We start from the raw sequence: 14,798 nt of genomic DNA, 5'->3' as shown, positions 1-14,798 counted from the left end.
TGTGTTAAGTCGAACTAACATGACCTATGAGTCTGAACTCCCATCCCATTCGTCTCTCCAACAAGGAGAAGTGTGCTCTGATTCTTCGCTTAATGATGAGAATGTTCAAACAATCCAGAATCTTTCGTTTCTAAAGCGCCATTATCACAAGTTGATTCTCTCTGGATTTCTCACCATTTGTCTTGTTTATGTGCTTCAAAAGGGGGGATTTCAGATATGGCCCGATCCTTCTTGTTTTCATCAAGTTCGGTGGTGGACTCTTATCGCTTACCTAGCTCTTCTTACAGTGATGAACTATTTTCGGGCGATTCGATGGCGCTACTTGTTGCGTCCATTGGTTCACCTTCCCCTACGACGGATTCTGTCGGTCTCTTATATTGGGTTTGCAGCAACAATCCTCTTCCCCTTTCGCATCGGAGAAATGGTTCGACCCCTGCTGATTCGTTCAAAAGGGAATGTTTCTATCACAGCAGCTACAGCCACGGTGCTTGCGGAGAGAATTGCGGATGGACTCTGTCTAAGCCTTGTTTTAGCGGTAGCCCTTCTTCTTGTACCGACGTTACATCCGCTTCCTGAACATGTTGTCGGTTTCCCTGTTTCGGTAGCCTATGTTCGGGAATCTGGCTTTCTGATGCTGGCTATCTTTGCGGTTGCTTTTACGGCATTGGCTGTCTTCTACTTTTTAAATGAGTGGGCTCAATCGACAACACACCGCGTGTTCAGTTGGCTTTCTCCGACGCTTGGTCACAAAATCAGCGGTGTAGCTGCAAAATTGGCTAGTGGTCTTCATTGCTTCCGACGTGTCGAGGATGTTCTCCCTTTCTTACTCGAAACCACATGTTATTGGGGGTTGAATGCCCTTGGCATGTGGCTGTTGGGATGGGGTTGTGGCATTATGCATGAAGATGGTACCCCGATCATGTTCGGAGAATCTTGCGCTTTGATGGGAATGCTCGGCGTTACTGTGTTGATCCCAGGGCCACCGGGATTGCTTGGAGTTTTTCAAGCTGGGATCTATGCAGGCATGACAATGTACTTCCCCGTTTCGATGATCACGCAAGCGGGTGCTGCATATGTATTCCTCCTTTATGCAACCCAAGTGGGATGGCAGATTGTTGCTGCTACAATTTGCCTTCTGAGGAGAAATTCCTATCTGGCGATTTGAAGCGATGACTTTAGCGGCATCATTCTAAGCATTGACTGTTCGCATGGTTTAGTTAAATCGTGCAAGAGAATGACACGAAAAGATGCAAGGGGTTGGGGAATCAACCGATTCAACCTGGAGGGTGGTGTGCTCAATTGAAAAACGATCATGCAGCGACGAGGAGACCTTAGCTAAAAATCTAGGATCCTCTATAGAACACATCACCAAATGCGCGGTGAGTGCCACCTCTGTGGTGCTCATAGACCAAATGTGGAGATCGTGCACATCACACACTCCGGGAAGAGAGGTGAGGTAATGCTGGACTTTTTTAAAATCGATATGACCAGGTACTGCATCCAATGACAGATCGATCGCTTCTCTCAAGAGAGACCATGTACTAACCCAGATTGCAACAGAAACGCCTAAACTCACAACTGGATCAATCCATAACCACCCTGTTTTGGAAATCAGCAGTCCTCCCATCATGACCCCTAAAGATATCCCTGTATCTGCCATTAAATGTAAGAATACCCCCCGCATGTTGGCATCTCTTTTTTTGCCTTGTAGGAATAAAAGTGCTGTCCCTCCATTGATAATCACACCTAGCAACGCAATTTCTGTGACAATCTCTCCCTGAACAGAACGTGGAGCGAGTAAGCGCTTAATTGCCTCCCAGGCAACACCTCCTGTTGCTACAAGGATCAGCAGTGCATTGACTAAGGCAGCGATAATGGTTGTCTTTTGAAACCCGTAGGTCCGTCGGTGGGACGGTTTTTGGCGCGCTAATACGGTTGCCCCCCATGCGAGTGCTAAACCGAGTACGTCTCCTAAATTATGGGCTGCATCTGCCACCAGAGAAACTGATCGAGAGATGAGCCCGTAGGTAAACTCGATCCCGATAAATAAAGTGTTGAGAGCAATTCCGATAGCGAAGGCTTGCCCTTTTTTAATTCCTTCCGTTACTTCACTGTGGTGATGATGATGTTCCATTTCATCCTCAGTGTTCTAATTTAGAAAGCATTTGCCTCAATGATTCCAGTATTTGCAGGATCTTCTTGATTGGCTGTTCCGTCCGCTTCAGTTCTGTCTTGTTGATGAGATGCATCCAATGTTTCATGACTCGCTTGACCTCTTGTCTCTGTGCCTCCCTCTATCTTCGATCGATCGAATTCGAGAGTGAGTTCACAATTGTTCAGCAAAATCAAAATCATAAGCTAAGAAAAGTAAACCCACTATTTTGTTGCTTGGAGACTAGGAATTGACAGTATCATAGGGCCTTTGCACTAGTCAGTTCAGAATGGAAAGGATGAGAATGAGGACTTCTCTGTGCGCAATAAGGCTGTGGGGGGATAGAGTGAGGAAGGGGATTATGAGAGGGAAGCAGAAGAGTCACCGTAATGATAGCGAGGGTAAAGGCGATTCCAAAAACCATATCAGCAATCACTGCATCCGCTTCACCTCGCTTTACAATAATTGAGGGTTAAGGTTGAATTCTTTTTGCTTTCCAGTTGCTTTAATCCCAGAAATGGTACCTATGCTTCCTAAGACTGCAAATCCACACGCAATGTGGGCGGGTGAATAATTGGGTGAAAGATTCTGTGAAGAAGGTTTAAGAGAGGGATTAGCGGTAGGATTCAAAGGTACAGATGGCGAATCGGAGGTATGTGTTGGGAGAGGAATGGGAAGTAACTTTTCTTTAGCATCGGAGAGAAGTTGTTTATCCTCTTTTTTTCCATTTTCAGGGGAAGAGGGGAATGATGACGGGGCAACCGGAGGAAGCAAACCTGCAGCAGGGGCTGATGGAGGCTGAGCGAAGGCGTTTGAAGTATGCGAAAAGTGACATGTTATCAAAGAAATCCCTACGAATCGGCGAAGCTTATCGCCCATTGTCTTTTTTTGATTTCTCCATGTCATGCTTTTGCTCAATTCGTTTAAAGAAGAACCCTTTTTCTTGTTTTCCATGCATGTTACCATGCTTTTTCTTTTTTATACTAGCGCACCCTTTTCTCATTTGTGGTTAACCTCCTGTAGAATCCTTCAAAGTATCGTTTTACCAATGGCCTCTACTGTTCTATTTAAAGTGCCATGGTAACTCAGCATCGTCCTCTCATTTCCTATCAACCAAACCCTTTCCTCAGCTGGTTATATCGTCATTTTTTCGATCATATTTCTGTGGATGAAGGGTGGGTTTATGCGGTGCGAGCTGCAGAGGCGCGAGGGACTGTGGTGTACACGCTTCGTAATCTATCGGTGATTGACTTTCTCGCGCTCGATTATCTGACGAAAAAATTACAGCTTCCTCAAGTCCGGTTTGCTAATGATTTAGGCTTGTGGCTTCTCGAACCGATGGGGCGAGGGTGGTTGTTGGCACTTCGGTCTCGCACTCCAGCGGATGATGTTCGAGACCTTCGTCAAACCCTTGAGATGGGGAGCTCAGCTGCCCTTTTCCTAAAACGTCCTGCTTATCTTCTTGAATCCAAATCGCGAGGCAAGACAGAGGGGGATCTCTATCTTCACACTATTCTCGAAACTCAGCGATCGATAAGCCGACCTATCTTGCTGATCCCCCAAGTCTTTATATGGTCTAAGCATCATGACAAAAGCCAGCTCAATCTGCTTGACGCTTTGTTAGGGACGCGTGAATGGCCTGGGAATATTCGCACCGTTGCGCAATTTCTGTACAACTATCGCCATCGGGATGTGGTTCTTCGAGCTGGTGAACCTATCGATATTCAAGCTTTCCTCGCCCAAGAAGGGGGAGGTCTTCAGGATCGATCCATTGCGGATGAGGTGTTAATCCGAAGGATCACATATTCTCTTTTGAGGCGTCTTGAGAGAGAACGTAAAGCGGTCATTGGACCTATGCAAAAGCCTCAAGATCGGCTCCACGAGGAAGTGATCCGAAGTCCTAAGCTTCAAAAAATTATACGCGATATGGCAGGAGGAGGAGAAGAACCGAGAAGGGTTATGATCGGGCGTGTCCGTTCAATTCTGCGCGGAATGGAAGCAACTCCAAACATTCATTTGATCTCTGTCCTTCGAGATATATTTGAACATATTGGATTTCATATGTATTCAAATCTTGAAGTGGATCGAGAGGGGATCGAACGAATCCGTCAAGCGACAAGAGAAGGAGCTCTTGTTGTGCTTCCAAGCCATAAGTCTCATTTTGATTATTTTATTTTGATGTACATCTTTTATCAAAATCATCTTCCACTCCCGCTTATCGCTTCTGGAGATAACCTTCGCTTTTTCCCACTGGGCTCTATTTTCCGCCGTGCGGGGGCCTTTTTTATCAGGCGATCCTTCCGTGGCGATCGATTATATCACGCTGTTGTGGATGCTTACATCAGACGTGTTATTAAAGATGGATGGTCGTTGGCTTTCTTTTTAGAGGGGGGACGCTCTCGTACAGGTAAGCTGCTTCCAGCAAAAGTAGGACTCCTGTCGATGGTGGTCGATGCTGTTCTCGCTTCGCGACCCCAATCTGTTTACTTTTGTCCCATTTCGATCGGTTATGAACGTCTGGTCGAAGAGCGTTCCTTTATTCATGAGATTCTGGGTGGAGATAAGACCAAAGAATCCATTCACGGCATTCTCACGTCGCTAAATCTTCTGCTCCGAAGGTATGGGAAGATCAATGTACAATTTGGTGAAGTGCTCACGCTGGATTGCATTTCAAAAGAAATTGATCCCAATGGAGCATCTCCTTCCCTAATGGAAATGACCCCCACACGTCGACGAGCAATCGTCAACAGGCTTTCCTACCGGGTGATGGACGAAATCAATCGGGTCACTGCTGTAACGCCAGCAGCACTTGTTGCTATTTCTCTTCTGTTGGATAGCAAAGGGATTGTCACGCATCAATCCATCCTATCTCGCTGTGAATTCTTTGGAGAGGTCCTTCAGGATTTAGGATCACGCTTCTCCCCTAATCTTGTCTATGAAGAAGGCTTTCGTACGATCCGTTCCAGTGCTATCCAGGAAGCTTGTGATCTTTTTATTCGCGCAGGTCATCTCGAATTGGATCGCGCTTCTTCTTCTCCTTCAAACGCTTCTCTCTCATCGCAAGGCCCGGTCTATATCGTTCCTTCGACAGCTCGAATCGCACTGGATTTATCGAAAAATTTTATTCTTCATTTCTTTATCCCACGAGCGCTCTTTGCGACTGCGCTTTTAACCGCGCCTCAATCCGATCAGAAAATGGAAGTCGATGTAGTAAGTGAGCGAGTGCAGAGCCTCTTGCATTTATTCAACTATGAATTTCAGCCTTCCCGTGGGATTTCTTATGAAGCACTTATCGTACGAGAAAAAGATCACTTTATTCGTGAGGGGAATCTTCGTGAAAAAGAAGGGAGCTTATGGTTAGCCTCTTCTGACGCGCGAGAGAAACTTGTGATGTATACTAAATTGATCCTTAACTTTCTGGAAGGATATCGTGTCGCTGCGCGCAGCTTGACTTTTCTTCTCCGCACTCCGCTCACTTCACAAGAATTGGTAAAGCGGGCTATCAGCATCGGTGAGAAGATGTTTCACGCTGGAGAAATTACATACCGCGAAGCCATTCACCGCTCTATCTTTGAGAATGCATATTCAGCTTTCTTGGATGAAGGGTACATCGTCCGTGATAAAGACGATCTGACGCTCGCTCAATCATATGCCTCCTTGGAAACAATTCGAACGGTGGAACAACGAATTGCCTCTTTTGAAATGGGTAAGGAAGGAGAACATTGATATTTATAATTCGATTTTGCGGATAGACTTGCTTAGCAGGATGGCTCTGTTGAAAGGTGAGAAAGATGAGATGGGTGGCGATGGCCCCTGTTCGATGAAGCAATCAGAGAGGCTTCCTCGTCAAGTAATCCATGGCGATGCACTCCATCTGGATCGGTGGATTGCTCCTAGACGAGCGGATTTAGCTTATCTGGACCCCCCCTTTTCTGTAGGGATCCGTTTTCGGGTGCGGAGAAAAAAAAGGGATAAAGAAAAGGATGTATCCTCTTTCGCGTCCTTTGCATTTGCAGATTGCTGGCCTTCGATTGAGTCCTATTTGGAATGGATGAAGCCTCGCATCATTGTTGCTCGAGAGATTCTTTCATCGGAGGGGACACTTTGGCTCCATCTGGATTACCGTGCGATTCATGAAGCAAAGCTGCTCTGCGATCACATTTTTGGAAGGACTCATTTTCTAGGAGAGGTAATCTGGACCCCTGGAAACGGAGGTCGATCTGTGCTTAGGCCTTCGATGACTCATCAGACACTTCTTCTTTACCGGAAAGGAAAAACGTGGATATGGAATTATCGAGATCCTTGTCTGCGAGAATCTTATGCACGGACTAGTTTAACAATGCATTTTTCCTCTCAGGATTCAGCAGGCCGTCGCTATCGTGAGCGCGTTGTGGGACAGAAACGATACCGCTATTATGCAGATGAAGGACGCGCGATTGGAAGTGTCTGGACAGATTGCCCCGCTATGGTGGCGAATGCTCCCCTCTTCAGGGAGAGGACAGGATATCCTACGCAGAAGCCTGAAAAATTAATGGAGCGGATTATCCGTGCTTCTACTCATCAAGGGGCTTTGATCATCGATCCTTTCTGTGGTTCAGGGACTACACTGTACGTAGCAGCAAGACTGGGACGATCATTTGTCGGATGTGACAGCAGTCCAATCGCGATCGACACGGTATGTCAGCGGTTGCGTAATGCTGGAATTTCATTCAAGCTTCAGACAATGCAGCAATCACCTTAGCGCTATTCACTCTGTTCGCTTGTTTGAACAGGCAGTTGTCTGTAGAGAGGGTACAACCGAGAGGTGGCGCGTGTGGCTCCAATCGCGAACCAAGCAATACCAATCCCACCTGCCACATCGACCATATAGTGCCAACCAGACACAGCAGTTGCCGCGATAATAGCTCCACTCCATAGGGTTGTTACAATGCTGAGTCCTCGATGGTAACGGAAGGCAAAGGCTGCGAGGATAGCAAAAATAGTATGCCACGAAGGAAAAGCGATGAGGGGACCTGGAGAGCTCAGAGCTAGCTGAACAGGTTGCTTGCTGTGCAAAGCCTTGAGTAAAACCTCGGTTGCAGCTTGTTGCTCAGTGGGTTCAAAGTGACCATTTGTCCATGGGCCTATTCCTTGTATCCAAACAAAGAGTCCTAAGGAGAGAATGCTTGCATACAATAGCGCGAGAAGAAATTCACGAGCGCGTTCCACATGACCTAAGAGCGGTGGAATCAAAAGCGCTCCGAGTAACTCATAAGGTAGCGAATGGTAGAACCACGTGGAGAGAACATCAAGAGCTGGTTGTGAGCGTACAGTGAGCACCCAAGAAGCCACATGGATGCCGCATGATGCGTCTATCTGTGTAAGGATTGGATCGACAAATGGACCTCCATGAGCTGCAATCCAGTACATCGGTATAGCATATGCGTTGCTCAGCAGAAGGCCTAATGTGGCTATGCGAATAATCTCAGCAAGGCGTGGATCGCGGTGCTCATAGAACATCACAGCAAGCGTGCACGCTGTTCCACTGAGGATAGCAAACAGACCGTATCCACCTACCTGAATGCTCACGGGCGAGCCATGCAATCCAAACCATGAGGCGATCGCTGCTACTATAGGGGGAGCTCCGATTCCAAACTCAAATCGCCGCTTTTTAATCAGTGAGCAGAGAAATCGAATCATGGGGATACAAAGCTCTCCTTAGGATATCTTCCCTTTTGTGGGAAAATCGACTTCCTGAATATGCAATTATCCATACTTGTAGAGCAGCGAATCTTTCTATTCTGGATCAGTGGTCGATCGGGATTTAAATCCGCTCGACACAGAGAACCCCTTTAATTTTCTGAACAGCTCTTATGATCCGTTTGAGCTGTTCGAGGCTGGAGCAATGAAAACTGATGATGTTGATCGATTTTTCATCGTTGTGGGTTCGGCAATTGGCTTCAGTGATGTTGATTCTTTCATCTAAAAAGACTCTTCCTACATGCGCTAAGATGCCTGATTGATCGACAGCAATGATCCGGATGTGAACCAAACAGTTGATCTTAGGATTGGCTCCCCATTGCACTTCAACCCGCCGCTCTGGATCCGTATCGAAAGCCTTAGAGCAGCTCTGTCGATGTACAGTCACTCCACGACCTCTGGTAATGAATCCTAAGATCTCGTCGCCAGGCAGCGGAGAACAACATTTTGCATACCGTACCAAAATGTCATCGATCCCGTTGAGTTGAATTCCACCATCCTCTTTTTTAACAACTTTGCGAATAAAAGCCGAAAGCTGATCCTCTCGAAATTTGTCCGATAAGGGCACCCCTTCTGCATAGTTCGCTGGAGCCTCAAAAAACCTGACGATGTCTGTGGGATCAATTTTCCCATATCCAATCCCAATAAACACTTCATTGATCGACTGGACTTTCAGTTCATTGAAGAGTTTTTGTAATTCATTAGAGCTCTTCAATAATTTATGAAAAGAGAGCTCTGACTTTTGAAATTCCTTTTCTAGGAGCCCTTGTCCAAGCTTGCGAGATCGCTCCCGTTCTCCTTGTCGGAGAGAACTGCGGATTTTGGATCGAGCGCGTGTGGTTACTACGTAGTCAAGCCAGTCTCGGGATGGCTGCTGATGAGGTGAGGTAATAATTTCAACGACGTCTCCATTCCTCAGTTTGTAACGGAGTGAGTTGAGCTTGCCATCGATTTTCGCACCGATCAGGTGATTCCCTATCTCTGAGTGAATTCCATAAGCAAAATCGATTGGAGTTGCCCCCATTGGAAAGACACGCACATCTCCTTTTGGAGTGAACACGTAGACTTCGTCCTGAAACAGATCAAATTTTAATCCCTCTAAAAATTCAGCGGGATCCTTGAGATCCTTCTGTAGTTCAACCAACTGGCGGAGCCATTCAAACCGTTGAATATCTTGTTGATGGTTTCCTCCGGTATGGCCATCTTTATAGAGCCAATGAGAAGCAATCCCGTGCTCTGCGATATGGTGCATCTCTTGGGTTCGGATTTGCACTTCGATCCGTTGACCTCCTGGACCAATCACCGTCGTGTGGAGGGATTGGTACATATTGGATTTGGGAATGGCGATGTGATCTTTAAAACGGCCTGGAAGAGGTGTCCACTTCGCGTGAATCATCCCCAATGCGGCATAACAATTGCCTGTATTTTCAGTAATGACACGGAATGCGATAAGATCGTTAATTTGATCGAACCCTACTTTCCTCATCTGCATTTTCCGCCAGATGGAGTAAGGATTTTTCGCTCTCCCACTTACCTCAATCTTGAGTCCGTGAGTTTTGAGATGGGTAGAGAAGGTCTCGCACACGCGTGCAATGTAGCGATCGCGGTCTTCTTTCGTCTTCCCGAATGCGGTGTTGATCGTTTCATAGATCTCGGGCTCCAGGTACTTGAACGCGAGGTCCTCTAGTTCGTTTTTAAACGATTGAATACCCAACCTGTGTGCAAGAGGAGCATAAATATCAAGCGTTTCCCGTGCAATTCGTTCCTGAGCAGAACGCTGCATGTATTGAAGAGTGCGCATATTATCCATTCGATCGCACAGTTTGATCAACAGGACACGAATGTCTCGCGACATCGCTACGACCATCTTCCTGAAATTTTCTGCTTCCCTGTCTTGCTTGGAAGTGAAATTAATTTTTGATAATTTGGTTACACCGTCCACCAAGGAAGCGATCTCCGTGTTAAATTCTCGTTCGATCTCCTCCATCGTGGTGAGAGTATCTTCTACAACGTCGTGAAGGAGAGCTGCACATACACTCCCACTATCCAATTTGAGTTCTGCGATCATCGCTGCAACCCCTACTGGATGGACGATATAAGGCTCTCCTGATCTGCGAACCTGTCCTTGGTGTACTCTGTGGCTAAAATGGTAGGCACGCCGAATAAGATCTATATCAAGATTCGGCTGATATCCTTTAACCTGTTCAATAATTTGTTCGACTCCAATCATTTGCAAGAGTAGGAATCCCTTTGTTTTTTATTTAACATCAACTTTCTCCTTCATCAATTCCCTTTCCCTCTCCTTTTTGATGCATCTTTCTTTCCCTTTTCCTCCTGTTATTGATACCTCAAGCCTTAGTTTGCTTCCAGGCGATGTTTTACGTCCATTTTCCCTTTATATTCATTTTCCCTACTGTTTAACCAAATGCCCTTACTGTGATTTTACCTCGTACCCCACGGATTCTTCTTCTATTCCGCATGTTGAATATGCAGAAGCAGTGATAAAAGAGCTAAGCTTCTACCTAACCAATCGATTCGAGCGAGGACGGGGGCGGATTCTTCATTCTATCTTTTTAGGAGGGGGTACGCCCAGCCTTTGGGAGCCCGAGGAGGCGGGGCGAGTGCTTGCATTTATTAAATCACATTGTGAGTGCATGACGGATATGGAGATTACATTGGAATGCAATCCGACCTCATTTTCATTGGATCACGCTAAGCAATGGGTGGGCGCTGGTATTAATCGGTTTTCGATAGGGGTTCAGGCTTTAAAGGCTGAGCAACTTCAATTCTTGGGTCGAACTCATGGCGTTCGTGCAGCGGAAGAGGCTGTTCAAGGGGCTCTGCTCTCTGGAGCTAAGGTCTCAGCGGACTTAATCGTTGGCTTGTCGGGACAACCCCCCGATGATGCCTGTGAACAAGCGCTTCGTTTGTGTCATTTGGGGCTCAAACACCTCTCTTGCTATCAATTGACCGTTGAGTCAGGGACTCGATTCGGTCAACTCGCTAGACAGGGGAAGCTCCCCCTTGCAGAGGAGAGTCAAGTGGCGGAAACATTTCTTTCGCTTCAGCGCGTCCTCGATCAGGCTGGCCTTTCCCCTTACGAAATTTCGAACTTTGCTGTTCCTGGGGAAGAGGCACAGCATAACTTAGCCTATTGGAGAGGGTGGGAATATCTCGGTGTTGGTTGTGGAGCAGTCGGTTTTTATCTTTTCGACTCGTCGCCCATACGCGGTGTGCGCTATCGGAATCCTCTCCAACCGCGTTCTTATTTTCAAATGACTCTTTATCGAGAGGATCCGTCAAGGGAAAATAACCCCCTGGACATATGGGCTGAGGAACTCGATGCACTGACCCTTTTTAAAGAACGTTTGATGCTGGGGCTCCGATTAGCGGAAGGGATAGACGTTGCATATCACGCAGATGCTCTTGGAATTCAACCGTGGACGGAAGAGAGAGAACAGCAAGTTCAATGGTTGATCGATCAGAGAAGACTTAAACGAGAGGGGGATCGTCTTTGGATCCCTCGGGAGGCTTGGTTGTGGGCGGATGATACAGCTGCTCGCCTCTTTTGAGAGATCAGGTCAAGAAATAAAACTGCTTGAAAGTTTGTCTTAATAAGAGGGAAAAAGCGCAGATAGAAAAAGTTTAAGTAAATGTTGCCTGAACAAAAAAGGTATGATTTCATCTAAGGGATGCGGTTTTCTTGGCTCCTTTCGTTCCTTTTGTTTGCAGTGATTATCTCTGAGGCTTTGGCAGAATCACCCTCTTCTTCAGCCATCTCTGTCTCTCCTGTCTCCTCTACTCCTTCTTTTACCTTTCCGATTCGGGAGGAGACTTTAAGAAATGGTTTGCGGGTGGTTTTATTGCCTGATGCTAACTCGCCCACAGTGGGTGTTGCTGTGACCTATGACGTGGGTTCTCGCAATGAGAGGCGTGGACTCTCAGGTTTTGCCCATCTCTTTGAGCATATGATGTTTCAGGGCTCCCAACATGTACCTCGAGGAGGACATTTTCAGCTCATTACTCAGCGAGGCGGGATTTTAAACGGAACTACCAATGAGGAGCGGACCAACTACTTTCAAGTGATGCCACGCGATGAACTGCCTCTGATGTTATGGCTTGAAGCGGATCGCATGAGGGCCCTCAACGCGTCTCTTGAGAATTTTGAGAATCAACGCGCCGTCGTTAAAGAAGAATATCGTATGCGGGTTGAGAATTCCCCTTATATCAAAGGTATTATGCGTGGTATTGAACTGGCTTTTGGAGACTGCTGGCCTTATGCGCATCCCACGATTGGATCGATGCAGGATTTGGACAACGCTCCTTTTGAAGAAGTGCAGAAGTTTCATCGGACTTATTACAATCCTTCTCATGCTGTCCTCTCCATTTCAGGGGGATTTGATGAGAAGGACGTCCTAGAACTTATCCATCGCTATTTTGATCCAATCTCTGCACATCCTTCCCCTCCTGAATCACCTTCGCTCCCTCTTCTCAGTCAAAAAGAGCCTCGAGGGGAGATTATTGCGGATCTTCATGCCACTCTACCAGGCATATGGTGGGGTTGGTCGATTCCCACTGGAAGAACACCTGATTATGCTGCGTTGAATATGGCTGCTCGTCTTCTAGCAGATGGGGAGAGCTCTCGATTGTATCGAAGGTTAGTGCGCGAAAAGGGTATTGCTGTCGAAGTGGATGCGTGGGTAGAGCCTCATCGAGGGGCTAGCCTTTTTGCTCTGTGGAGTAAAATATCCGAGAAAGGCACTCTGGAAGAGGTAGAAGAGATCTTTCAAGAAGAGATGATCTCTCTTGCCCGCTTTCTTCCAGCGGATGTAGAGATGAACAAATTGCGTCTTCGCGCTCGCTCGAGCATTTTGCTCCCGTTGCAATTGGATCTCAAGAGAGCAGTTCGGGTTGGTGACTTGAAGACCCTTTGGAATGATCCAAACCCGATGAAAGAGCTTGAGCAATTAGAAGCGGTTACCCCTTCTGACATTCAAAAGGCTGTTGTGAATTATTTAACTTTGCGTCGAAGAACACGGGTGGAAATTCAACCAGGTCCTAAGCCTTCTGAAGATAGTGAATCCCTCCAAACGATTTGAAGGTGGATGCATCAATGTTAACTCCTCCTAATGAGGGGTCTCCATTGAGAAAAAGTGATATGCCCATGTACTATGTTTTCTTAGCAATGTTCGTTATGGTTTTCTTACAGGGATGTAGTTCCTCTTTGGGATCTTCTCTTCTTTCATCAAACACGTCACTTTTGACAGCTCTTAATCAGGATCAAAAAGGATCTGCTCAAGAGAAGGATGATCCTATTTTTCAATCTCCCCCTCCTGCTAGTCAGCCTAGACCCTTTTCTTTTCCATCAATTTCACGCACTGTTTTGCCTAATGGTCTCCAAATAGATAGTGTGCGTATTCAACGGATCCCGTTTGTGGAGATTCGCCTTGTGGTGCGGGCTGGATATGGATATGGCAGTGGGGCAGCTCAGGCTCGTTTAACTGCCCTTCTCCTTAAAGAGGGGGGGACGCGTTCAATGCCAGGGCAGCAGTGGATGGATAAGATTGAATCGATAGGTGCTGAATTTTCGGAAGTAGTTGGCAACGATAAAACCATATTTAGTCTCAGACTTCCAAGCGAGTACCTCGCAGATGGATTTGCTTTGCTCGGGGAGATGATCCAGTCCCCTCGTTTTGATGAAACGGAGTTTAAAAAGATTCAAGCTCGAGCAAAAGATATCGCAAACGAAGAGATGCATTCCAACAGCCATTTTATGGCTACTTATGCAGCATTGCAGGCTTTCTATCCGCCGCAAAGTCCTTACCGTAATCTGATGCTGCCTTCCGATGTGGAAGCTACCAATTTAAATGGAATCAAGGCGTTTTATTGTTCTTTTTATTCTCCTTCGCAGGCGGTGTTGGTGGTTGTAGGGGATTGTGAGGGCCAAGCGGTTGTTCAACAGGCTCAGCGTTCTTTTGGAAGCTGGAAAGCGAATCAAAAAGAGAAAAGGAAGGTTGCGTTTGCCTCCTCACCTTCTGTTCCGAGACCAGCTCGCATCTTGCTTGTAGATCGTCTTGGTAGCACACAGAGCGAGATTGTGTTGGCTCTTCCAGCGCCTGAGCGCAATTCTGCCCTTTGGCCGGTGTTAAAAATAACTGCCCAGGCTTTGGGTGGTCAGAATGGGAGGCTGTTTAGAGATGTCCGAGAGAACAAGTCATTAGCTTATGCTGCAGGAGCTTACCTTGATGTCTATGCTCACGGTGTTCAACCTCTCTGGATTTCGGTAGGGACACAGACTCCTAAAACTGCTTCGGCAGTTGCTGCGATTCTTGAGAATCTCAAATCGTTGCGTTTGACCCCCGTTCCTCTTGAAGAAGTGCGATCTGCTTCTCGATGGTTAAACGGTTCTTTTCTGGTGGGAATTGGTTCTATCGATTCTATTGCGAATTTAATTACGGAACAGGAGATCTTGGGTTTGCCGGATGGATATTGGGATCACTATCGTCAAGAACTTGAGCAAGTAGAGCCTAATCAGATCTCTACTCTTGCTCAATCTCTCTTCGAGCCTTCTACCATGGTGATCACAGTTGTAGGAGATGCAGCTTCTATTGCGGAATCGTTATGTCCTTTTGGAGAAGTAGTCATCTTAGACCCTTCTAATTCCTTTAAAAAACGCAAAACGTTGCCTGCTTGTGCTGCACAGCCTGCTGCTTCAAGCCTAGAGGCCCCCAAGCTTTAAATTCAATTCGCATATTGCAGCTTGTAGAGTTAAAAAAAATTGCTTTGGTTGGCTTTCGATCTTTTAAAAGAGATAAAAGCAAGTAATCTGCATCCATTTTTTTACAGCGAAATAGGCTAGCTGTCTGTTCTCATTAGATCCTATGATTTACGCTTTCAATTAAGATTT

At 46.5% G+C, this 14,798-nt stretch carries 11 protein-coding genes; 6 read left to right on the top strand and 5 right to left on the bottom strand.

Annotation, left to right across the window (positions count from 1 at the left end):
• Position 1: 1 nt before the first annotated feature.
• On the top strand, positions 2–1,165 hold the full coding sequence (locus tag BCY86_RS04890) for a lysylphosphatidylglycerol synthase transmembrane domain-containing protein (RefSeq protein ID WP_172824807.1): 1,164 nt from the start codon (positions 2–4) through the stop codon (positions 1,163–1,165).
• 48 nt (positions 1,166–1,213) lie between these two features.
• On the opposite strand, the gene BCY86_RS04885 is transcribed toward BCY86_RS04890, so the two are convergent.
• The 3 genes from BCY86_RS04885 to BCY86_RS04875 all read right to left on the bottom strand — a co-directional run bounded on the left by BCY86_RS04885 (position 1,214) and on the right by BCY86_RS04875 (position 3,058).
• The gene (locus tag BCY86_RS04885; RefSeq protein WP_075276734.1) at positions 1,214–2,134 is read right to left on the bottom strand and encodes a cation diffusion facilitator family transporter; all 921 of its coding nucleotides are present in this window, start codon (positions 2,132–2,134) and stop codon (positions 1,214–1,216) included.
• A gap of 20 nt (positions 2,135–2,154) precedes the next feature.
• Entirely contained in the window at positions 2,155–2,343 is a 189-nt protein-coding gene (locus tag BCY86_RS04880) for a hypothetical protein (protein WP_156865087.1), read from the bottom strand.
• 265 nt (positions 2,344–2,608) lie between these two features.
• A complete protein-coding gene (locus tag BCY86_RS04875; protein WP_156865086.1) occupies positions 2,609–3,058 on the bottom strand; it encodes a hypothetical protein in 450 nt (149 codons plus the stop codon).
• Between the two features lie 171 nt (positions 3,059–3,229).
• Here BCY86_RS04875 and BCY86_RS04870 point away from each other — a divergent pair, with 171 nt between their 5' ends.
• Both BCY86_RS04870 and BCY86_RS04865 read left to right on the top strand, forming a co-directional pair.
• Positions 3,230–5,878 carry a 1-acyl-sn-glycerol-3-phosphate acyltransferase gene (locus BCY86_RS04870; protein WP_075276731.1) on the top strand — a complete coding sequence of 883 codons (2,649 nt, stop codon included), beginning with the start codon at positions 3,230–3,232 and terminating at the stop codon, positions 5,876–5,878.
• 40 nt (positions 5,879–5,918) lie between these two features.
• The gene (locus tag BCY86_RS04865; protein WP_172824806.1) at positions 5,919–6,893 is read left to right on the top strand and encodes a DNA-methyltransferase; all 975 of its coding nucleotides are present in this window, start codon (positions 5,919–5,921) and stop codon (positions 6,891–6,893) included.
• Between the two features lie 2 nt (positions 6,894–6,895).
• Here BCY86_RS04865 and BCY86_RS04860 read toward each other — a convergent pair whose 3' ends face one another.
• Both BCY86_RS04860 and BCY86_RS04855 read right to left on the bottom strand, forming a co-directional pair.
• Positions 6,896–7,831 (bottom strand): phosphatase PAP2 family protein, encoded by a 936-nt coding sequence (locus BCY86_RS04860; RefSeq protein WP_075276730.1) that lies wholly within the window; start codon positions 7,829–7,831, stop codon positions 6,896–6,898.
• A 124-nt stretch (positions 7,832–7,955) separates the two neighbouring features.
• Positions 7,956–10,121: a RelA/SpoT family protein gene (locus tag BCY86_RS04855; RefSeq protein WP_075276729.1), complete on the bottom strand. Its 2,166-nt coding sequence runs from the start codon at positions 10,119–10,121 to the stop codon at positions 7,956–7,958.
• Positions 10,122–10,200: 79 nt separating this feature from the next.
• On the opposite strand from BCY86_RS04855, the gene hemW reads away from it, so the two are divergent.
• The 3 genes from hemW to BCY86_RS04840 all read left to right on the top strand — a co-directional run bounded on the left by hemW (position 10,201) and on the right by BCY86_RS04840 (position 14,630).
• Complete coding sequence (hemW, locus tag BCY86_RS04850) at positions 10,201–11,463, top strand: radical SAM family heme chaperone HemW (protein WP_083604203.1); 1,263 nt, start codon at positions 10,201–10,203, stop codon at positions 11,461–11,463.
• 120 nt (positions 11,464–11,583) lie between these two features.
• A complete protein-coding gene (locus BCY86_RS04845; protein ID WP_075276728.1) occupies positions 11,584–12,990 on the top strand; it encodes a M16 family metallopeptidase in 1,407 nt (468 codons plus the stop codon).
• 95 nt (positions 12,991–13,085) lie between these two features.
• Positions 13,086–14,630: a M16 family metallopeptidase gene (locus tag BCY86_RS04840; RefSeq protein WP_172824805.1), complete on the top strand. Its 1,545-nt coding sequence runs from the start codon at positions 13,086–13,088 to the stop codon at positions 14,628–14,630.
• Positions 14,631–14,798: the final 168 nt, after the last annotated feature.

This window comes from Pajaroellobacter abortibovis, from assembly GCF_001931505.1.
Classification (GTDB): Bacteria; Myxococcota_A; Polyangia; order Polyangiales; family Polyangiaceae; genus Pajaroellobacter; species Pajaroellobacter abortibovis.
Note: the sequence above shows the minus strand (reverse complement) of the source record. Positions and strands in the feature narration are given on the sequence as shown.